This is a genomic window from Paenibacillus pabuli, from assembly GCF_039831995.1.
Lineage (GTDB): Bacteria > Bacillota > Bacilli > Paenibacillales > Paenibacillaceae > Paenibacillus > Paenibacillus pabuli_C.
In genome coordinates, this window is record NZ_JBDOIO010000004.1 from 333,421 (window position 1) to 354,624 (window position 21,204).

A 21,204-nucleotide genomic window follows, 5' to 3' on the forward strand; every position below is an offset into this window, starting at 1 on the left:
CCTTTTTTCGCATATAATGAAAGATAATGTGATGACAGGCTTATGCTTCAGAAGTACAAGCAGGAAATAGCATCGTAAGAATAAATTTAAAGGATGGACATACATGACGAATCAAACATTTGCTTCAATTGGAGTGGCACAGGATCTGGAGGCCCTTCTCGCTTCGCACGGGATTAACGAACCTTCTCCGGTACAGGCTCAGACCATACCCATTATTTTGGAAGGCCGCGATGTGGTTGCCAAATCCCAGACAGGTACAGGCAAAACGCTTGCTTATCTTCTGCCATTGCTGCAATCCATCAAAAGTGATGTCAAAGGTACACAAAAGCTTATAATAGCCCCTACGCAAGAACTTGCGATGCAGATTGTGCGCGAAGCTCAGCGGTATGGGGAGGAACGCGGTATCGGCGTACTTGGTCTTATTGGTGGTGCAGCTGTCAAACGCCAGATTGAGAAACTGCGTGAGCATCCCGAACTGGTTGTGGGTACACCGGGACGACTGAAGGAACTGATTACGCTGAAAAAGCTGAAAATGCACAACGTGTCCACGATTGTCATTGATGAGGCTGACCAGGTATTCCAACTGGGGGGTGTGAGTGATGTGGATTTTGTGCTGCGCAGTGCCCTTCGGGACCGTCAGCTGATCTTCCTGTCTGCGACCATTGATGAGCATACCTCGGGACTTGCCAAGCGTGAGATGAAGGAACCTGTCCAGATTGGAATCGAACCGGACCGGGCAACCGCGGCGGGATTGGAGCATTATTATTTTGTGGAAGAGACCCGAAACAAAATCGATATGCTGCGCCGTCTGGTCAGACAGTATAACCCTGATCGGGCCATCGTCTTTGTGAATGCTACGGAAGACATCGGCGAGGTTGAAGCGAAAATGAATCATTTGGGTCTTTCTGCAGCTGCATTATATGGTGATGCGGATAAGGTAACCCGGAGCAACGTACTTTCTGCTTTTCGCAATGGCAAAATCAAATTGCTGATTGCCAGCGAAGTCGCGGCAAGAGGATTGGATATTGAAGGTTTGCCAATGGTCATCAACTATGACCCTGCTTTTGACTCGGAGCACTATGTTCACCGTGCGGGACGCACCGGACGAATGGGACGCAGTGGGATTGTGTTATCGATCGTGGATGAAACGCAAATCTTCATCATGCGCAAATTCGCGCGTGAACTTGGCATCGAATTGCCGGAACGCGTCTTGTTCGGCGGTAAAGTACTTGAGGCTGAACCGCGTCCGGACACCCGGCCTGAAGGTCATTCTTTCTCGAGAAAACCGGGACAGTCCCGAGACCGCAAGCCAGGTCAGACAAGCCGTAACGGCGGCGCAAGAGCAGCTGTGTCGAACCAGCGAGGAGCGAGCAGCAAGCCTGCTCACAATGCTGGAAGAACGGAGCGGGATCAGGATCGCAAAAATAAGGGTGCACCCAAATGGAGCAAGGGAAATACACCGCGTTCCGAAGAATAAAACCTGACGAAAGAGGTGCAGGGATTGATGGATAACGGACAATCGCCCGTGCTTAAAATCAGCGGGCTAAGCGGAGGATACAGTGCCAAACGGCCGGTCCTCCACGGTATCGATCTCGAAGTTGGACGCGGAGAGATGGTCGGACTGATCGGATTAAACGGTGCCGGAAAAAGTACCACAATGAAACATATTTTAGGCTTGATGACTCCCCAGCAAGGGGAGGTTCGGGTCATGGGTAAGAAGCGGGACGAGGACGCGCAGATTTATCAATCGGCGATGGCATTTGTCCCGGAGTCACCCGAATTGTATGACGAGATGACCGTAATGGAGCATCTGGAGTTCACGGCCAGGGCATATGGCGTATCCGAAGCGGATTTTAAACACCGCACGGAGAAATTGCTGGACTTGTTCCGCATGAGGGAGAAAAGCACAAGTCTGTCGACCCACCTATCCAAAGGGATGCGGCAGAAGGTGATGATCATGTGTGCTTTTGTTGCAGGACCCCCGCTATACATTATCGATGAACCGTTCCTGGGGCTGGACCCGCTCGGGATTCGTTCTTTGCTTGATTTCATGCTGGAAATGAAGGCATCCGGATCATCCATTTTGTTAAGTTCGCACATTCTGTCCACGATTGAAAATTACTGCGATCGCTTTATTGTATTGCATCGCGGACAGGTTATCGCTCATGGGACATTGAATGAGCTGCGTACCCAGTTCGGAGACTCGGATGCAGCGCTGGAGCACATGTTCTACTCTCTCGTGCAGGGCAGGGATTAAGCATGGATCTCAAGCTGTTATGGAAGCAAAGACGCACGGGATTCTGGAACGGAATTCTTCCTTATCTGGGCTATGTCATACAGAGCGGCGTGGCCATGGTCTTTCTATTTCTCGTCATTGCATTCTCTGCCTGGTATACCTCATTTGTACAAAACATTCCTGCAGGGTTTCCGATTCGCTGGATTGCCTTGCTGCTGCTGGCACCGCTGGTCCTGTTCAGCAGTTATCGTACATACCTGCATCCTGCCGATATCGTATTTCTGAGACCCCAGGAGTACCGGATGCAGGAGTATCTGAAGAACAGTTTTGCCCGGGGAATTATCTACAAAAGTCTGGGCATGCTGCTCGTATTTATTACGCTGTGGCCTCTCTATGTTCGGGCAGATCAGGATGCACGGCCATTTGGCTGGTTTATCGTGCTTTTGCTCCTCTGGAAAGGACTGGCGAGCTACGGTGCCTGGCAGGAGCTGCGGATGGTTCAGACCGGGGCAGCCAGGGGTTATCGTTTACTGCGCTGGGCGCTGACTATACTGGCGATTGCCGCATGGTTGTGGCAGCCTCCACTGCGTAGTGTCTGGTTCCTGTTGTTACTGGCGGTCCTCTATATGGTCGCATTGCGCTTCCCGGTGAAGCACCGGATTGCCTGGGAACGACTGATTCAGGTGGAGCGGGGCCAGGCCGGCCGGGTCATGCGGACATTAGGCTGGTTCGTGGATGTGCCGTCATCTGGCCAGAAAGTAAGTGCTCGCCGCTGGCTCAGCAAATGGGGAAGCGGACTACCCTGGAATGCAGGAAAAGCCTATCGTTATCTCATTACCAAAACATTCATACGAACCGAAGTGTTCTCCATTGTTTTGCGACTGATTGTAATGGGCATACTGCTCAGCTGGTGGACAGCGGGAAGTTACTTTGGCGTGGGTGTGTATCTGTTCTTCCTTCTGCTGGTTGGTGTTCAGCTCGGCGCATTACGCCGCAGTCTTGGTGAATCCTTCTGGATCATGATCTATCCCATCTCTGCAGAGAGCCGCCGTTCTCAGGTGCTCGGGTTCATCTTCAATCTGCATGCCATTGCTGCTCTATTGATGTGGCTTCCGATGTGGGCTGCCGGAATGAGTGGTTTGAGCGTTACAGGCATAGCGCTGGTGCTCGGTGCGCTGGTGATCTACGTCATGAGGCGTTCACAGGGCAATAAATGGTTGAAGGAAGAAGAGGACGAGTGAGCTTGACCTTGTTGATGCAAACGCGAACTGGAAGAAGTTTGACCCAGTAGCGAGGGTGTTGCTAATATATGAGTGCCGAAAGAAGACGGTTATGTTGGGGCTGAGTCCCCAAATAACCGTCTTTTTGTTGTGGTCAGACCAACTGTCTCTCCCGCATAGCGGAGGTTGGAACTAACAGAGGAACGATTTAGTGATGATTACGAGCAAAATGAACAGAACGAGAATCGCGCCTGTATTTGTAAATCCTCCGAATCCGCCGCATCCATAACCGCCTCTTGTATCTTCAACTCCAGACATGGTCATTCCCCTTTCGAGTGGTGTTTGGCACGCTCTTGCGTACATCGTATATTATGTGCCTTGGGTTTATGCTGATTGGGCCACTGCCCGGGATCATTGAGAAATAAATGGATTTCAGGTGAAGCAAGCTCTAACGCTGAAAAAGAAATCATACCAAACAGCCCTCAATGGGAAGTGAGTGTACATACTTCCCATTGAGGGCTGTTTATATTGCAGGACATGGCAGAAGCCTGAGAACGTCCTGAGTTATTCATTTTTTACAAGAGCGAAGCCTGATTGGAATCAGTTCGTCTTCAGATCGGTGATGCCACGGTAGATGGTATCAAACAGATCTTCCAGTCCGGACTCTTCAATACAGGAGAAGGCGATGCGCAGGTCAGCTTCACCCAGTGCAATGGTGCCTACCCCGTACTTGTGCAGCAAGTGGGAACGAAGTGTTTCTGCATCAACGTCTTTTAGCTTCAGACACATGAAGTAGCCGGAGTTGAACGGATAGTAATCCCAGCCATCTCCGTATTTACCGCTATCGAGAATGGCTTTCACCTTGTTCGCACGGCCTTTCATGATCTCAAACTTCTCCTGTTTCTGTGCTTCAAACTCCGGTGCTTTCAGTGCATCCAGGACAAAGGTCTGTGATGGATGCGGACCACTGGAGATAGTAGCCCGAATAATACCAAGTGTTTTTTGCTCCAGCGCATGCAGAACCGCAGCATTTTCATGTGCATAAGTGATGAAACCAACACGGAAGCCCCATACGAACTCTTCCTTCGTCGCACCATCCACTTTGACAGTGAGCACGCGTGGATGAATATTGGCCAATTTGCCAAACAACGATTCGTGAATGGAATCCTCGAAGAACAGACCAAAGTAAGCATCGTCTGTCACGGCAACCACGTCTACACCTGCTTCCGCAGCCTGACGAATCGTGTCCACGATCGCATCGGCTTCTTTACCTCCAGGCGTGTAGCCTGTTGGATTGTTCGGGAAGTTGAGCAGCACGATGGCTTTGCCTTTGCCCTTCTGTGCAAGAAGTGCTTCGAGCAGTCCGCGACTATTAAAGTTCAGTTGGTCATCAAACAGGGGATAATGAACCAGCTGGCCATGACGACGAATTCCGAAAGTCAGCTCGTAGTTTTCCCAGTTTTTATCCGGATATATAACAGCGTCCCCTTCTTCAACGAAGAGATCGGCTACAATACTGAGTCCATGAGTCAATGCATTGGTCACAATGGGGTTGCCAAACGTTTTGCCTTCAAGTGAAGGGGTCTCCTTCAGCATCTTGTCTCTCCATACCGTCCGCAGTTCGGGCTTACCCGCAGGCGGAGCGTAAGGATAGAGGTCCTTCGGTTGGAATGCAGACAGCTTCTCCTGAATAACCGGAAGATGCATCGGCACACCGCCCTCCAGAGCAATACCAATCGTAGCATTATAGGTCTTGGCCAGGCTTGCTGCTTCAGCAGACTGACTCAGGATACCTTCTTTTGGGAAATAGATCTCTTTGCCGAGCTGCGACAGCATGGAGTAGACGTGACTGCTGCCTGCCTGAATACTTTCGTTCAACTGTTCAGCCAGTGGATTCATTCTTTTCATCCTTCCAAGTCTTTGGGATTCAACTGCCTAACATTATATCACCTTGACATCCCCCCGTCACGGAAATTACGCAATATGACAGTTATATCACTTTACCGCGTTGTTGCATGAGGTCATCAGATGGAATTCGGGCACGTTCTCCCATGGTATCACAAGAAGAGTAAAATTTTATTGCTGATGAAAAGGGCAATATTTCCGCATCATTTCGGCTGTTTCTGCATCTCTTCCCTCATTGCGCTGTTTCAGCTGCCCGCTGATATGCTCGAAACGTTCGGTGGAGAGATTCTGTCCGAATTTGAACTTGGCACTGAGATGTTCCGGCACGATTCGAACGACAGCAACAGCCTTTAATCTACCCGTATACCGGGAATCGGCAGCGTCAATGGGGACATATCCACCTTGCGGCTGAAGCTTTTCCATGAACCGCTGCAGTACCTTGCCCTTGATTTCCAGATCCTGAACAGGCTCTGCCTGTCCGGATGCCATGACACTTTTGAAAAAGGAGGTTGCGGGACAAGCCAGTTCGGGATCACTGAAGTAAGAGGGGATCAGAGAAAACTCTTCAGCCACCGTAAAGCTGACCGAGGAATTATGCTTGATCTGTTTCATTTTCTCCCCGGCAAGACTGCCATGGAAATAAAAGCATCCGTCCATATATACGAAATTGAGCGGGGTTACCCGTGGTTGCCCATCCGGACTGACAGTTCCCAGAAATCCGAAGGAGCACTGATCCAGAAATGCAGTAATTTCTTTTTCTTCATCTACCGTAAATTCTTTGCGTCTCATATATTTCCCCCTTGGTTGTGATTGGTCATGAACTTGAATGGCAAGCTGCACCGTTGACCTAACGATAAAACATGCATTGACATAAAAATAGATCCAATTTACATTCATTTTTATAGGCCAATTGCATACTTGGAAAGTTAAAGATTCAATGAACCTGGAGTAAGAGGCATCGAGACGCACGATTTAAAAATAAAGGAGCGAGAGACATGGAACTGTGGCTACCCTTGGATTCCTATGAGCACCAGCATCGTTATAAATACATGGCACTTTACCATGCCTTGCGCGATGCCATTCACGCGGGAACACTCGTTGGCGGAACACGTCTCCCTTCCACCCGAGAACTTGCGAGCCAGTATGCCATGTCACGCGGTTCTGTAGCACAGGTATACGACATGCTGCTTGCGGATGGTTACGTAGAGGCACATCGGGGCAGAGGTACATTCGTTACAGGCACGTTTACGGCAGAGGAAAAAGGGGAGCAGGAAGCAGTTATTCACCTGTCTCCATGGGGGGAACGCGTGAGCACACTGGATACTCAAAAAGCTGTGGGATCTGTCTCTGTCCAGGATCAGCACGTCATCGATTTTCATGTCCATCGAATGCCCGCAGGCCACTTCCCCACATCGGAGTGGAAAAGTGCACTCGCCGCCGTACATCGGAGTGATTGGCGGGAGCAGAGCGGTGCAGCAGGGGACCCTGAGCTGCGTGAGGCCATCGCTTCACATCTGAGATGGACGCGGGGGATTCAGGCGGAAGCATCCCAGATCGTGCTGTTCAGCGGTTCGATGCAAGGCATTACATTGCTGGCGCAGCTGCTTATTCCGGAAGGGGCGCAAGTCATATTGGAAAATCCGGGCTACCAGGGAATCGCGCATGCGGTGAATGCCTGTGGGGGCTGTATCGTCCCGGCAAGTGTGGACTCGCAGGGCATCATCCCTGAAGATTGGAACGCACAGACGTTGTTCGTCACTCCAACCCGGCAGTTCCCGACTGGTGCCGTGTTAGGACTCGACAGACGCAAGACACTGCTTGCATGGGCTTCCAAGCGTAATGCCGTCATTATTGAAGATGACTATGACAGTGAATTCCGCTGGGGCGGCAGACCGATTGAACCGCTCAAAGTATTGGATCGCGAGCAGCGGGTAATCTACGTTGGATCATTCTCACAGACGATGATTGCTTCCTTCCGGCTGGGCTATGCTGTCTTGCCACCAAGTCTGGTGTTGCCGCTACTGGCAGCGAAAGCCCTGTACGAACCGGTCCCTCCTGCATTATTGGAACAGCGAGCCCTGGCTAAATGGATGAGCAGGGGAGGATACCTGCGGCATTTGAGACGGTTAACCCGGCTATATGGGGAGCGACATGCTTTTTTTGTTCAGGAGATGCTGCATCAGTTACCAGAGGCATTCACCATGCAGCCAGGGGATGCAGGACTTCACATCTATGCCACCTGGAATGACAGTCCGGACAGTTTCCTGAAATTCAAATCGATTGCACAGGAAGAAGGCGTGTTATTTCGGGATGCCGCGCGTTATCAACTTATCCCCAGTCCTCCTGCCGTCTGTTTTGGTTTTGCACATCTGGAGAAGGAGGAAATTACGGAAGGGATCAGGAGACTGCGGCTGGCATGGGAGAAGAGTACATTTTCGTTTCACTGAAATTCGCTGTATAATGGATGAAGACATTTCGCTCCGGGAGGAGCAAAAATCACATACAAGCAATTTGCATCAGATCCAGGAAGCGTACTGAGTTTAGGGACAGGCTGAACCGAAGGATTGTGTTCTAATTCTACGGCCTGTTAACCGTAAGCGATCTATCGGCGATTGGAATTCAATGATGCAACATGCGGAGAGATTAACTTTCAAGGGGGAGTGGCGACATGCTGCAGGCATCGCCGTCATCTTTTGTTATTTTGCCCGCCGTCGCCAAAATTGTCTGCGAACCGGGATGGAAGTGGCAGAAGCGGGAAAAACCGATGCAGAACTATGATTTATTTTATGTATGGAGTGGTGAAGGGACCGTTGTGCTGAATGACCGGTCGTATGAAGTTGGGAAGGGCAGCTGTTTCCTGTTCAGACCAGGCGACCATCCTACTGCAACGCATAACAAGCAAAAACCGTTGGTACTTACGTATATTCATTTTGATGTAGATATACCCGTTAATGACGTACCCCAGTCTTATCGTGAGGTACTGGAAACGGTGGAATTTGAGCATTTGCTGGCCCGGTATGTAAGACTGTTCCTATCCGATGTATATGGGCGGGATGAAGAGAGCCGACTTATTTTGAAACAGCTGATGATTCATTTGCTGCGTGCGGATACGGAAGCACCTGTGGAGAAAAGGGTCAGCAACCAGCTGTCGGATGTGATTCAGGAAGTGGCGAATTATGTACGCCAGCATCCGGGGATTACCCATCGGGTAGAGGATCTGGCTGCACGTGCGGGCTTGTCGCCCCGGTACTTCTCCATCAAATTCAAGGAATTGATCGGTTCTTCTGTCCAATCGTACATCATTCGCATGCGCATTGAGCGCGCAGAGCATTTGCTGGTACACACTGGCATGAATGTAACCGAGGTCGCGGATGCCCTTGGGTATCGGGATATCTTTTTCTTCAGTCGTCAGTTCAAGCAATACACCGGCAAAAGTCCTTCCGAGATTCGTTAGGTATGGAGCCGGAGATCAGGTAACGTTTCAAGTCTGGGGGCCAGGGGTAAGTAAGTAGCATTCCAGACGAAACGAAAGGGGGAACTTGTGATGAACGGAAAACGGCGGATCCGCAACCGGGGATGCTCTATGAAGGGATGCACTATTTTCCGGAACCGTCTGCGTCGCTTCAAACCGGCGGAGGAACTGCAGGACGTGTGGTTTTGAAGAAAAGTCAGAGGGCTTATACATACGGAGCGATGTTTCGTATTGAATGTATATAAGGAATCTCCAGTGACTACTGTAAAACGATAAGGTTTCAAACCTAAAGAGGATGGCGCAAGCACCTGCAATCAGGTCTTGCGCCATCCTCTTTATTTGGATCCGGAGTATTCAGCGATTTGGCTTCAGGCGGCCGAGCAGTGTACCCATTTTGACGGAATCCCCCGGCTGCAGTCTGGGGTCAGGCTCAAATGTGCCGCTCTGCGTCAGCAGTACCACGGTGGAACCGAATTCAAAATAAGCCAGATCATCGCCTTGTGCCCAAGTACTTGCGGCCGTATCCGCGTACTGAATGCTGCTTACATTCATGGCACCGACTTTGACGACAGCCACTTCTCCATAAGCATGACCGATATACGTAATCAGACGCTCATTTCGACTTAGCACCGATTTCATATGGGTCAGACCAAAATCATTAACAGGGTAAACCTTGCCCTTGATATGCTCACTTTCGATTCTGCGCCCGCTGACGGGTGCATGAATCCGGTGATAATCACGAGGGCTGAGGTACAAGACGAATGCATAGCCGTGCTTGTACTTCTCCAGATGCGGTGAGTGGTTTAATAGTTCAGCAAGTGTATAATTTTGTCCCTTAACATTCAGGATGGTGCCTGCAGATACCGGCCCGGCTGCCGTAATTTTGGCATCAACAGGGCTGATGAGTGCATGTTCCGAAAGATCCAGCGGGCGCATGCCCGGCTTTAGTTTGCGGGTGAAGAAATCATTCAATGAACGATATTCCTTCCAGTCTTTCTCGGCTTCCTGAACAGGGATGTTGTAGGTCCGGACAAAATAAGGGATAAATGCCTTGCTTCCTCTGCTCTTGGAGAAGGCTCCCACAGTCCGGGAGATCCATTTGCGAGAAGAAAGCTCGGTCATTAACCGCAACAGCGTTTTTGCCATGAATATCCCCCTTAGGGTTAGTGCGAACTTCAAGGCCGGCAGGACCGGCCGTTCTGCATAATATTGACACAGAATGCCAGCGAAATCAATACGGGTACTTACGGTAGGTTTGCGGCTGACGCGGAATCTGCGAATTTTGCTCCGTCAGCAGACGTCCATATGCCATGGGCTCACGGTAGCTGGCTTTCCAGTGTTCAGGCATTCCCGCCTTGCGAAAACCGTAGCGCTGGTCCCGTCCATTGCATTCTATGAAGTAAATCTGTCCGTTCCTGGCAATGCCCAGATCAAGACCGAGGTCGGCAAGATGCGGCAGGCTGGAAGCCAGTGTGCGGGCGACTCGCAGTCCGACTGCACTGATCTGGGCTTCGAGCTCTGCAATGCTGAGGCCCAGTTCTTCTTCATCCAAGGCTTCTGCCAGGGTCATGACTTTGCCCCCTTGGGCAATATTGGTGACAAAGGTGTGGGCTGGTGCTGCCTTGGCGAACATGCCCGTGATGCCCCATAGTCCGTCAATCCCCCGCTGTACAGATACACGCAGATCTACGGGTTTTCCTTCGTAACGAACCAGCGGAATCCGTTCCTCGATGAGATACGCATGGCGAAAAATACGTCTCAAAGTGGCTGAGGGCAGTTGCCCCCTGCTGAGCCGGAATGTGGCCCAGCCTTTGCGGGAAGCCTTGGTCTGGCAAGTCAATTTCCAGTCCCCGTCTCGTTTATACAAACGCATGATACCGTGTCCGATACTGCCGCTGCACGGTTTGATGATCAGATCATTATAATGTTCCATCATATAAGCCAGAGACTCCGGTGCAGCTTTGGCTGCATGAGGCAGATGTTTCTTCAATACAGGGTCCTGGTGAAGCATGTCATGAATATGATCCTTGCGATACCGATTCCGAACGTTAAATACCTGAATGCCCTGCAGCAGCAGCTTGGTCACCTCATGCTGATCTGCCCGGCGAAGCTGGAGCGCACGATTATGGATAACGGGAGGTAAAGGCATTTTTTGACGAACGTATACTCCATCCTTTTTGACATATGCCAGACAGGTCTTCGTCTCCGAATCCACATCTTCAAGCCGCAAAAAGCAAGGAATTAATCCATAACAGGCTGCTGCCTGCTCATAATTCGCGAGCGATTCCTGACCGGTCCTTCCGGCCGGTATCCCCCGGTACATGCGTGAATCGAACATAATGCCGATCGTTTCTGGGGGCATGACCGTTCCTCCTTCAATATTATCGCGACATGGATCGTCCATATATGGGATGCCGGCCTGTCAACGCATGATTGGACATCACGATCACGCAGACCGGAATCATGATGCACCTTCATGCACCGGCGTGTTGTTATTAGCTCTACATCCATTGAACTCGGATAAGGGAAGACTAAAAGAGAGCATTGGAAGCCGTTTTACGGATGTATACGGAAGGCTTATGTAGTATCGTATGACATTGTCGCAGCAGGGGCGTGGACAGCCGCCTTTCATCTATAGCCGAGCACAGCCTATTTCACCATGGACAGGTACATCACTTGCAGTTTGACTCGCTCCTTCATTCAATCTTGCCTTTAAAAGTCGTGATATGAAGTGGCAGATGCCCATATCGGAGCATATGATGCCGGAGATGAACGTTAGAGGAAGGAGCAAGCTGCATGAGTAAAAAAGGCAATAAGAAGGTTCCTACGCCGAAACTGCGGCATGTGAGTCCCAAATTTAAAGAACTGGAACTGACCGAACGCCGTGCAGGCACCATGAATTCAGGTCTAACCCAGAATAGGGAAGAGCGCTTGAATACGAATAAACTGGATTCGAGAGCGAGTCAGGCATCGGAAGAATCCATATATGAATCAACGGAATTCCCTGCTTCTACGAACGAGCTGGAAGACCTGGATATCGCAAACGAAACGAAGGAGCCGGAACCCGTAGCATCGGATAGCGAGGATATCCAGATGCAAGATAGCCCGGAAAAGCAGATTCAGGTTAGCAGTGTGGCTTCGCTTGCTCTGGAGGAGCAAAATATCATCCAGCAGGAGACCACAGGCAAAGACCGGTTGGAGATTCTGAACCAGAACCAGATGCCGGGCCATACCGGACACTATATCTACACGGATGATCTGAGTGATTTTGCGGTTACGGAGAGCAAGCTGTCTCCATTCTCCGTGGATGCTTCCAAGTTGAAAGCAGGTGCAGTCGGCAGTGAAGCATTGCAGGATTATGCAGTGACGAGCATTCATATTGCTGATGGGGCGATTGTCTCCGCCAAACTTGCAGAGGCTTCGGTTTCCGAGGAACATCTGATTGATGGCTCTGTGTCCGGTCACAAAATACGCAATGCGTCCATTGCCGGCGAGAAAATCAAAGACGGCAGCATTACTTCGCAGAAGCTTGGCAATCAGGTCATCGATTCGTCCAAGATCGCCGATGGTTCCATCGGCACAAGGCATCTCAGCCGCATGCTGGTTACGGAAGACTTGATCAAGAATCATGCCGTAACTGGAGATAAGATCGCCATCAGTGGCGTGGATACCCGGCATCTCACGGGTGGCGCCGTGCATACGTCCAAATTGGCTGACGATGCAGTGACTACATCCAAAATTCGTGAAGGTGCTGTCACAGGCAGCAAGATCGAAGAACAATCCATCGAGTCTCACCATATTCAGGATGGTGCAATTAAACAAACACATCTGGCAGAAGGAGCGGTCGGTCGTTCACAATTGTCTATTGGAAGTATTGGAAGTGACCAGATCGAGGATGGATCCATACAAACCAGACACTTGGCTGAGGGTTCGCTCAGTGGAAAGCATTTGCTGGATGGTTCCATCGGTTCGAACCAGATTCGTGCTCAGGCGGTGGGCAAGGATCAGCTGGGCAGAGGGGAAGTCGGCAGTGAACACTTGGCAGAGGGAGCCGTAACCAGCAGCAAACTGGCAGACCAGTCAGTTGGAACCGCGAAATTGCTAGAGCAGTCGATTACGGCTTCCAAGATCTCAGACCAAAGTGTCATTGCGTCCAAAATTGCGGATGAAGCTATACAGGCCAAACATCTTGCCAAAGGCTCCATTCGTGCAGAACATATTGTTAATCGGGGAATTACACCGGTCCATGTGGATAATGCTGCAATTCACTCCATTCACATTGCAAGTGGAAGCATTGAGGCACCTCATCTGTCTACCGGAAGTGTGTCCGGGGAAGCTCTTGCAGATGGCGCGGTATCCGAGCGGCATCTGGCTGAGGCTGCGGTGGGTACGTATGAATTACAGGATGCTGCAGTGACAGACGTGAAGCTTGCGGATGGAAGTGTGACAACAGAAAAATTGGGAACGGCATCGGTTAGCAGCAGAGCGCTCGCTCCGGGAAGCGTCGCATCCTCGCATCTTGCAGGTGGTAGTGTTACGGGTACACATCTGGCTCCAGGAAGTGTGGGGTCCGAGGCCCTGAGACCTTATGCCGTGAAAGCGGAGCATCTGACAGAACATGCCGTAGGTGTCCCTCACCTTCAGCCGGGCAGTGTTGAAACGGATGCCATTGCACGTGCGGCAGTCACAACGGACAAATTGGCTCCTGGCAGCATAACTTCGGCCCAGCTGGCTGGAGGGTCCATTTTTCCGCCGCATCTGACAGATCATTCGGTTACCTCCCCGAAGCTCTCACCAGAGAGTGTTGCTACGGATAAATTGGCGGACTTTGCTGTCACTTCAGCCAAACTGGCAGATGGCAGCGTGACTTCTTCCAAGATCATGGCAGAAAGCATTAACGCCAAGCATATTCCCGCCGGAACCATACGTGGTTATCATTTGAAGCAGCATGCTGTCTCACTGGAACATTTATCGGAGGAAATACGTTCGCCGGAGTTGTTTGCCGATGGCAGTATCACAGGCAGCAAACTGCGTCATGGGTCCATCACTGCAGACCATTTAACCGCAGACTCGGTATCGGGGACAGAATTACAAGAGGGTGCCATAGGCAGTGAACATCTGCAGCCATCCATTGTGCTTTCCGAGCATCTGGCAGACGGCAGTGTGAAGTCTGACCATCTGGATCATCATGTCGTGAACTCACAGCATCTGAAGCCAGACATTATTCATGCGGAGCATATTGCTGAACAGGTCATTACCTCCCATCACCTGGCTCCGGGGTCTGTCGAAACAGACCATCTGGCACCTTTATCCATCACAGCGGCTCACCTTCAACCCGGCTTGATCAGTGGGTTACACCTTCAGGCAGAGTCGACAAGTGCGGTTCATCTGCAGCAGGGGGCTGTACATTCCCGCCATATTCAAGATGGTGAAATTCTTCCACATCATATCCATGAACGCAGCATCGGAACGTCTCATCTGGAGGAAGAAGCGGTAAGTACAATTATACTCCAGGAAGGATCCGTAACAGGCTCCAAACTGGCAAGTGGCAGTGTCGATGGCAGCAAATTGGTCGCAGGAACGATAGAGGCCACTCACATTGCAGACGAAAGTGTGCAGTCCCGTCATATCCAGGAGGGAGCCATCCTCGCGAATCATATTCAGGAGAGCAGTATTGGCACAACTCATCTGGAAGAGGAGTCGGTAAGTGCGGTTCATTTGCAAGATGGGTCGGTAACGAGTGCCAAGCTGGCGGACGGCAGCATAAGCGGCAGCAAATTGCTGGAAGGTACGATCACTGCAGCTCATATCGCAACGGAAAGTGTGCAATCGGAGCATATTCAGGCAGATGCGATCCATGCAGATCATATTCAGGAGCGCAGCATCGGCACAGTCCATCTGGAAGAAGAAGCCGTAAGTGCAATTCACCTGCAAAATGGGTCTGTGACGAGTGCCAAACTGGCCGACGGCAGCGTGAGTGGAAGTAAACTGCTTGAAGATGCGGTATCCGGTATCCATATCACCTCCGAAAGTATACAGTCCCGTCATATTCAGGAAGGAGCGATCCTTGCTGATCATATCCAGGAGCGGAGCATTGGTACACCTCATCTGGAAGAGGAAGCGGTAAGTGCGATTCATTTGCAAAATGGATCTGTAATCAGCACCAAGCTGGCCGACGGCAGTGTAAACGGAAGCAAGCTGCTCGAAGGAGCGGTATCGGATCTTCACATTGCTGATCATAGTGTGCAATCCCGCCATATCCAGGAGGGGGCCATCCAAGCCAGCCACATTCAAGAGTGCAGCATTGGAACAACCCATCTGGATGAGGAGTCGGTGAGTGCAATCCATTTGCAAAATGGATCTGTAACAAGTGCCAAACTGGCCGACAGCAGCGTGAGCGGCAGCAAGCTGCTGGATGGAACGATATCCGGAGTTCATATCGCATCGGAAAGTGTGCAATCCGTGCATATTCAGGCAGGTGCCATCCGTGCAGATCACCTTCAGGAGCGGAGCATTGGCACGGTCCATCTGGATGAGGAAGCCGTAAGTGCGGTTCACCTGCAAAATGGGTCCGTGACGAGTGCCAAACTGGCCGACGGCAGCGTGAGCGGCAGCAAATTGCTTGAAGATGCCGTATCGGGAGTTCATCTTGCATCAGGAAGTGTGCAGTCCCACCACATTCAGGATGGAACCATCCTCGCTGGTCATGTCCAGGAGAATAGTATCGGCACAGTCCACCTGCAAGAAGAAGCCATAAATGCGGTCCATCTGCAAAATGGGTCTGTAACAAGTGCCAAACTGGCTGATGGCAGCGTGAGCAGCAGCAAATTGCTTGAAAATGCCGTATCCGATGTTCATATCGCAGACGGTACTGTGCAATCCCGGCATATCCAGGAGAAAGCCATCCATGCCGATCATATTCAGGAGCGGAGCATTGGAATTTCCCATCTGAAAGCCGAATCGGTAAGTGCGATTCATCTGCACAATGGTTCGATCACCAGTGCGAAACTCGCCGATGGCAGTGTAAACAGCAACAAATTGCTTGAAGGTGCAGTAGCGGCTATCCATCTGTCAGACAAAAGCGTGCAATCCCGGCATATCCAGGATGGAACGATTCTGGCTGATCATATTCAGGAACGCAGTATCCGCACTGCTCATTTGGAAGAAGAATTGGTCAGCGGGATTCATCTGCAAAATGGATCCGTAACGAGTGCTAAACTGGCCGACGGCAGCGTAAACGGAAGCAAATTGGCTGAACAAAGCATCACCTCTAATCACTTGAACGCAGGCATTGTAGGCCCGGCGCATCTGAGCGAAGAGATCTGGAATGCAATTCGTCAGTTTAGTGGAGAAACGCTGGAGCAGCTGGCAGCGATCAAACGGCAGGAAGCGCTGCTTCAGGGTGAACGTGAGGCTGTACAGCCAGCACAACCGGCAGCTCTCGAGGAGCTGCCGAGTACGGATCTGAAGGAAACTCCGACATTCCAGACTTTGGGTCAGGAGCTGGGACAACAAGAACAGGAACAGCCATCGCAAGTCAACCAGCTTGGAGAGACCGTGACGGATTCCTTGATGGCAGCAGATGTGGTCCAGCCACAGTTACAGCAGCCACAACCTGAACTTCCGCAGGAAATCGATAAAATTGCGGAGTTTAAACTGAGCGAGCAAGCGGTGAAGCAGGAGCATCTGGGAGAAGGTGCTGTTGGAAGCAGCCAGCTGCAGCATGGAGCAGTCGGTCCTGAACACCTGTCATTCCAGCCGGTTCGCAGTGTCAGTCGTCAGCCGGTCGTTCAGCAGTTCGGCATGGAAGCCTTTATCCTGCCCGAAGATGAAGAATGCGTTGAGGTAACCGTAGCATTTGAGCAATCATTTGCATCAGAACATTATGTGATCGTAGGAATGAGTAATGATCGCGGATTCCAGGTGTCACTGCTGTCCCAGAGTGAGGATGAAGCGGTATTGGAAGTGTTCCGTACGGCTGGATGCAAGCACACCTATGGTTTGTTATCCTGGATTGCAGCAGGTCCTTTGAATTAATAGGATGCGTCAAGCCGTCAAGCCACGGAGTAAATGCACAAAAGCGGTTCCTGGAATTGTCCGGGACACCGCTTTTGTTCCTATATAAGCCGGTCGGTCCTCTAAAAAGGGAAGGAGGAGACGTACGAGTCTTATTTTGACGAATATGGACTAAAAGACGAGGCTGAAAAATCTTTTCCTGCCAGAAGCTTGTGGAATGTAAGGACAAACGCCGTTTCCACTATTCCCTAATTACATAGAATAACGTGTACTCCCTTGGCATGTTGAGTATTTATGAGGGTGGGAGGTGACCGTATTGCAACATCGTCGTCGTACTGTTCATTCAGCTGCCAAACTGGTGACCCGAAAGAGGAAGCAGTTGAACAAACGACGTGTAAAGTCTGTGAGTAAAAAGGGTGCTGGAATCCGCAGATACGTCATGCCTCCAACACGGGAGGAAATCAACCCACACATACCCATGCTTTCGGTGATTATACCGGCAATGAATGAAGAAAAGACGATTAGCAGAGTCATCAGGCAGGCGCTTCGCATCTGCAGGGATTCGGAAGTGATTGCCGTTGTCAACGGCTCAACGGATGGCACGGCAGCAGCGGCACAGGCTGCAGGTGCAAGAGTGCTTTTGTATACGGAGGCATTGGGTCACGATGCAGGAAGACGAATGGGTGCAGCGGCTGCTCGCGGGAGGGTCCTCCTCTTTACAGACGCAGATATACCCATACCTGCAGAGCAGCTCGCTCCCTATGTGCAGGCCATATTGGATGGGACAGATGTTGCGCTTAACGATTATGACGGTCCCGTTAAACGAATCCCTGTACATCCAGTGGTGGAGGCCAAGCATGTCCTGAACAGCATCCTGTCCCGGCCGGACCTGCAAGGAGCTTCCATGACAGCCATTCCGCATGCGTTAAGCCGCAGGGCACTTGATGTTATAGGCGTTCCTTCGCTGGAGGTTCCTCCGCTTGCATTGGCCAAAGCCGTGTCGGGTGGATTAGAGGTACGCGCCGTTCACCATGTGCCTGTTGGTAAAATGAATGCGGTTCGTGTGAAACGGCGAAGCGGGCCAGATCCGCTGAGCCAAGTGGTGCTGAATGATCATCTGACAGCGATCAGGTGGATCACCGACAAGCTTGGTCCACGCGGAGGATATTCCGACCTGCAGCGTGTTCGCTGTCTGACGAGGTGAGAAGATGAAGGAACGTACGAGAGCTGTCCGCCATCGTCGGACGATGAAAAGACAACTGGCGTCCAGGCGGAACATTCCCGGGAGAAGGCGGAAGAAGGGTTCGATAGCCAAAGCTCCAGAACCCAGTCTGAATGCCGTATGGAAGTCAGGGCATCAGGCAGGACTTCATGCACCTGAAGATAGAGCGATGGCTCCCCAACATGCACGTCTTGCCTGGCGTGAGCACTGGCAGTCCATCTCGGGAAATATCGGAAGTTATGAAGCTGCCATGCAGGCAGGGAAAGCATATATGCAAGGATACGTGCAGGGTGCCGGATATCCAGTGGATATCGTCCCGCTCCCTCTCCATCATTCCGCTGCCGCTGTTGTCTGTGCATGCAATGAAGAACGGACACTGGGAAAAGTAATGGCACAGTTAAAACGGCTGCCACTGAAGGACATCATAGTTGTGTTGAATGGAACAACGGACGACAGTCTGGATCTGGTGCTGGCTGAGTCCGGTATAACTCTTGTGTATGAACCGGATCGTGCAGGACATGATGTAGGCCGTGCACTTGGAGCCAAATTGACCGAAGCGGAAGCGATTCTTTTTGTGGATGGGGACATGGTGCTTCCTGCAGAACAGCTGGCCCCTTTTCTATACGCTGTGGACCGGGGAAGCGATGTGGCCTTGAATGATCTGAACTCATTGCTGCCACCGTTTGCCCGGCAGGATGATGTGAGCCGAATTAAGGCTTATCTCAACCGTACACTCGGAAGATCTGATCTGGGGTCTAATTCCCTGACCGCCGTCCCGCACGCTCTTTCCCGCAAAATGGTCCTGACCGTTAAGCCGGAATCTCTGGCTGTCCCGCCGAAGGCGCAAGCCCTGGCGATCCGGCACGGTCTGAGCGTAACGGCCCCTTGCCAGGTGGACGTGATTCGCTCCAATCGTCTGCGTCCCACGAATACAGGCAGCGGCAATGAAGTTGCGGGATTGATCATTGGGGACCACTTGGAGGCGATTGCAGCCTGGATGGCAACAGCAGAGCATGAGACGGATTCGCGGATGTTAACCCGGGCCGAAGTGGCTTACAGGAGGAACGCCCGATGACACTGACGAGTATCGTTATTCCGACGTATAACGGACTGGACCTGCTGAAGCCGTGCATTGCTGCCATCCGGGAGTATACCGGAGTTGGAACACCTTACGAGATTGTAGTTGTGGATAATGGCTCCGTCGATGGTACGGCAGCCTATTGTGCACGTGAACGGGTTCGATTTGTTCGATTACCGAAGAACCGGGGCTTCCCCGCAGCCTGTAATGCCGGGCTGCGTGCGGCTTGCGGTGATGAGCTGCTGCTGCTCAACAACGATGTCACGGTAACCCCGCGCTGGCTCGAGAATCTTCGTATCGGACTCTACAGTGAAGCAAATATCGGGATCACCGGTCCGGTGACCAATTATGCAAGCGGGATTCAGCAGGTTGACCTGGACTTCGGGAGCATGGAGCAGTTCCTGCAATTAGCGGAAGCCAACAATGTCTCGGATCCAACCAGGTGGAAGGAAGTCAGCCGCATCGTTGGACTGTGCATGTTGTTTCGGCGAGAGGTCATGGCGTCCATCGGCTTGCTTGACGAAGCCTATTCTCCTGGACATTATGAGGATGATGATTATTGTTATCGGGCTCGCATGCAAGGGTATCGCCTGCTTGTATGCAGGGATGTGCTTGTGCATCATCGTGGCAGCGCGAGTTTTCAGAAGACGGACCCGGCTGCATGGAAACAATTGCTTGAACGTAATCGCTCGATTTTTATGCATAAATGGCATGTCGATCCTCTTGAATATATTGAGACATCCGATGAGGGAGGGAATGTGGAATGAAAGGTGTAATTCTTGCTGGCGGAACGGGAACACGGCTGTATCCTCTGACGCGGCTGATTAACAAACATCTGCTTCCGGTCGGTAAACATCCGATGATAGTGTATGGCATCGACAGACTCCGTCAGGCGGGGATTGAAGATATTCTGATTGTGATGGGCAAACATTCGGCAGGACTGTATACGGAGTATCTGGGCGGCGGAGCTGATCTTGGGGTTCGGTTGACATACCGGATTCAGGAGCAGGCGGGAGGCATTGCTGAAGCACTGGATCTGGCAAAGTCCTTTATTCTTCCTGGCGAAAAGTTTGTCGTACTGCTGGGTGACAACCTGTTCAGTGATGATCTGAAGCCATATGTTGACCGCTATGTGCAGCAGCCTGCGGGAACAGCACGGGTGCTGCTGAAAGAGGTGGATGATGCCAGACGTTACGGTGTGCCGGTCTTTGACGTGAACCATCCGGAGCGCATATCGTACATTGAGGAAAAACCAAGCCAGCCGAAAACCTCTTACTGCGTAACCGGTATTTATATGTACGATGATCATGTATTCAATCTGATTGACGGCATTACGCCTTCTGCACGCGGAGAACTTGAAATTACGGATGTCAATAACCACTACGCCTCTGCTGGAGGCCTGGAGTATGATATTTTGCAAAAATACTGGAGCGATGCAGGTACCTTCGAATCGCTGCAGGAGGCTGCAGTCCGCATGAAGGGACAACTGCCATAACATCATGCGCCTGATGCTGCCGCTGTGCGGTGCCCCATGGGACCCGATATAACCTGCGCCGGAGCTGGAAGGAGGCTCCGGCGCTTTGTTCAGCGGCGCTCCCGTGCATGCCGAGGGAGGGAATGCCATGAGAGTAGCGAAACGGACCGGGCACACGGAAGCCAAGGTGACAGGTAAGCCGCGGGGTACTCACCCGGCAGCATTTCAAGGGCAAGGCGTTCTGATGGTTACGGGAACCCCAGAGACCGGGACCCGGCGGGCTGCCGTCAAGCCTGGGCATCGCACTGCGCGGGCCAAGGCGGGTGCGCGTGCTGGCGTGCCGCGTAAGCCTGTCGGCAGGAAGGCCGCCGCACGCCGACGTACTGCTGGCAGGCGCGGGCATGCCGCCGCTCACGGCCGCCGCAGCGGCGCAGCAGCCAAGCGCACGCCGCGTCCGGCTGCGCGGCGTGCGCCGGCGCCAGCGCCAGTACCGCAAGCCAGCACGCCGCAGGCGATGCCTGCCCGCGGTACTGGCACGGCCCCGCTCCAGGCGAAACACCACCCGCACGGTGGTGTCGCCC

At 51.8% G+C, this 21,204-nt stretch carries 15 protein-coding genes; 10 read left to right on the forward strand and 5 right to left on the reverse strand.

The genetic code is table 11. The features are described from left to right. Positions 1-103: 103 nt before the first annotated feature. From ABGV42_RS21100 to ABGV42_RS21110, 3 genes are read left to right on the forward strand one after another with little or no spacing between them, the layout of a single operon-like run. Complete coding sequence (locus ABGV42_RS21100) at positions 104-1,477, forward strand: DEAD/DEAH box helicase (protein WP_347383537.1); 1,374 nt, start codon at positions 104-106, stop codon at positions 1,475-1,477. Between the two features lie 27 nt (positions 1,478-1,504). Continuing rightward, complete coding sequence (locus ABGV42_RS21105; RefSeq protein ID WP_347383538.1) at positions 1,505-2,257, forward strand: ABC transporter ATP-binding protein; 753 nt, start codon at positions 1,505-1,507, stop codon at positions 2,255-2,257. Between the two features lie 2 nt (positions 2,258-2,259). Further along, positions 2,260-3,477 (forward strand): ABC transporter permease, encoded by a 1,218-nt coding sequence (locus ABGV42_RS21110; RefSeq protein WP_347383539.1) that lies wholly within the window; start codon positions 2,260-2,262, stop codon positions 3,475-3,477. A 171-nt stretch (positions 3,478-3,648) separates the two neighbouring features. On the opposite strand, the gene ABGV42_RS21115 is transcribed toward ABGV42_RS21110, so the two are convergent. The 3 genes from ABGV42_RS21115 to ABGV42_RS21125 form a co-directional block, all read right to left on the reverse strand. Further along, positions 3,649-3,774 carry a YjcZ family sporulation protein gene (locus ABGV42_RS21115; RefSeq protein WP_212677025.1) on the reverse strand — a complete coding sequence of 42 codons (126 nt, stop codon included), beginning with the start codon at positions 3,772-3,774 and terminating at the stop codon, positions 3,649-3,651. A 282-nt stretch (positions 3,775-4,056) separates the two neighbouring features. Continuing rightward, complete coding sequence (locus tag ABGV42_RS21120; protein ID WP_347383540.1) at positions 4,057-5,355, reverse strand: aminotransferase class I/II-fold pyridoxal phosphate-dependent enzyme; 1,299 nt, start codon at positions 5,353-5,355, stop codon at positions 4,057-4,059. Between the two features lie 177 nt (positions 5,356-5,532). After that, positions 5,533-6,150: a pyridoxamine 5'-phosphate oxidase family protein gene (locus tag ABGV42_RS21125; protein WP_347383541.1), complete on the reverse strand. Its 618-nt coding sequence runs from the start codon at positions 6,148-6,150 to the stop codon at positions 5,533-5,535. A 206-nt stretch (positions 6,151-6,356) separates the two neighbouring features. Between ABGV42_RS21125 and ABGV42_RS21130 the strand changes: the two genes are divergently transcribed. After that, a complete protein-coding gene (locus ABGV42_RS21130) occupies positions 6,357-7,808 on the forward strand; it encodes a PLP-dependent aminotransferase family protein (protein WP_347383542.1) in 1,452 nt (483 codons plus the stop codon). Positions 7,809-8,029: 221 nt separating this feature from the next. Next, positions 8,030-8,815, forward strand: coding sequence for an AraC family transcriptional regulator (locus tag ABGV42_RS21135; RefSeq protein WP_347383543.1), 786 nt, complete (start codon positions 8,030-8,032; stop codon positions 8,813-8,815). Between the two features lie 372 nt (positions 8,816-9,187). Here the strand turns inward: ABGV42_RS21135 and asd are convergent, their stop codons facing one another. After that, complete coding sequence (gene asd / locus ABGV42_RS21140) at positions 9,188-9,979, reverse strand: archaetidylserine decarboxylase (RefSeq protein ID WP_347383544.1); 792 nt, start codon at positions 9,977-9,979, stop codon at positions 9,188-9,190. Between the two features lie 85 nt (positions 9,980-10,064). Then, positions 10,065-11,195, reverse strand: coding sequence for a YheC/YheD family protein (locus ABGV42_RS21145; RefSeq protein ID WP_347383545.1), 1,131 nt, complete (start codon positions 11,193-11,195; stop codon positions 10,065-10,067). 434 nt (positions 11,196-11,629) lie between these two features. Between ABGV42_RS21145 and ABGV42_RS21150 the strand changes: the two genes are divergently transcribed. The 5 genes from ABGV42_RS21150 (at position 11,630) to ABGV42_RS21170 (ending at position 20,644) form a co-directional block, all read left to right on the forward strand. After that, positions 11,630-16,870, forward strand: coding sequence for a WIAG-tail domain (locus ABGV42_RS21150; protein ID WP_347383546.1), 5,241 nt, complete (start codon positions 11,630-11,632; stop codon positions 16,868-16,870). A 286-nt stretch (positions 16,871-17,156) separates the two neighbouring features. Then, the gene (locus ABGV42_RS21155) at positions 17,157-18,053 is read left to right on the forward strand and encodes a glycosyltransferase family 2 protein (protein ID WP_431523664.1); all 897 of its coding nucleotides are present in this window, start codon (positions 17,157-17,159) and stop codon (positions 18,051-18,053) included. Between the two features lie 4 nt (positions 18,054-18,057). Then, positions 18,058-19,146, forward strand: a complete 1,089-nt coding sequence (locus ABGV42_RS21160; protein ID WP_347383548.1) for a glycosyltransferase family A protein — start codon at positions 18,058-18,060, stop codon at positions 19,144-19,146. After that, positions 19,143-19,916: a glycosyltransferase family 2 protein gene (locus ABGV42_RS21165; protein WP_347383549.1), complete on the forward strand. Its 774-nt coding sequence runs from the start codon at positions 19,143-19,145 to the stop codon at positions 19,914-19,916. The genes ABGV42_RS21160 and ABGV42_RS21165 overlap by 4 nt, the downstream gene beginning before the upstream one ends. Next, the gene (locus ABGV42_RS21170) at positions 19,913-20,644 is read left to right on the forward strand and encodes a sugar phosphate nucleotidyltransferase (protein ID WP_347383550.1); all 732 of its coding nucleotides are present in this window, start codon (positions 19,913-19,915) and stop codon (positions 20,642-20,644) included. Before ABGV42_RS21165 ends, ABGV42_RS21170 begins: the two co-directional genes overlap by 4 nt. Positions 20,645-21,204: the final 560 nt, after the last annotated feature.

Bases quoted from the DNA above. Each gene is read 5' to 3' on its own strand.
- ABGV42_RS21120 (WP_347383540.1), bottom strand. From the start codon at position 5,355: ATGAATCCACTGGCTGAACAGTTGAACGAAAGTATTCAGGCAGGCAGC.
- asd (WP_347383544.1), bottom strand. From the start codon at position 9,979: ATGGCAAAAACGCTGTTGCGGTTAATGACCGAGCTTTCTTCTCGCAAA.
- ABGV42_RS21115 (WP_212677025.1), bottom strand. From the start codon at position 3,774: ATGTCTGGAGTTGAAGATACAAGAGGCGGTTATGGATGCGGCGGATTC.
- ABGV42_RS21135 (WP_347383543.1), top strand. From the start codon at position 8,030: ATGCTGCAGGCATCGCCGTCATCTTTTGTTATTTTGCCCGCCGTCGCC.
- ABGV42_RS21165 (WP_347383549.1), top strand. From the start codon at position 19,143: ATGACACTGACGAGTATCGTTATTCCGACGTATAACGGACTGGACCTG.
- ABGV42_RS21110 (WP_347383539.1), top strand. From the start codon at position 2,260: ATGGATCTCAAGCTGTTATGGAAGCAAAGACGCACGGGATTCTGGAAC.
- ABGV42_RS21125 (WP_347383541.1), bottom strand. From the start codon at position 6,150: ATGAGACGCAAAGAATTTACGGTAGATGAAGAAAAAGAAATTACTGCA.
- ABGV42_RS21170 (WP_347383550.1), top strand. From the start codon at position 19,913: ATGAAAGGTGTAATTCTTGCTGGCGGAACGGGAACACGGCTGTATCCT.
- ABGV42_RS21100 (WP_347383537.1), top strand. From the start codon at position 104: ATGACGAATCAAACATTTGCTTCAATTGGAGTGGCACAGGATCTGGAG.
- ABGV42_RS21160 (WP_347383548.1), top strand. From the start codon at position 18,058: ATGAAGGAACGTACGAGAGCTGTCCGCCATCGTCGGACGATGAAAAGA.
- ABGV42_RS21130 (WP_347383542.1), top strand. From the start codon at position 6,357: ATGGAACTGTGGCTACCCTTGGATTCCTATGAGCACCAGCATCGTTAT.
- ABGV42_RS21145 (WP_347383545.1), bottom strand. From the start codon at position 11,195: ATGCCCCCAGAAACGATCGGCATTATGTTCGATTCACGCATGTACCGG.
- ABGV42_RS21105 (WP_347383538.1), top strand. From the start codon at position 1,505: ATGGATAACGGACAATCGCCCGTGCTTAAAATCAGCGGGCTAAGCGGA.
- ABGV42_RS21150 (WP_347383546.1), top strand. From the start codon at position 11,630: ATGAGTAAAAAAGGCAATAAGAAGGTTCCTACGCCGAAACTGCGGCAT.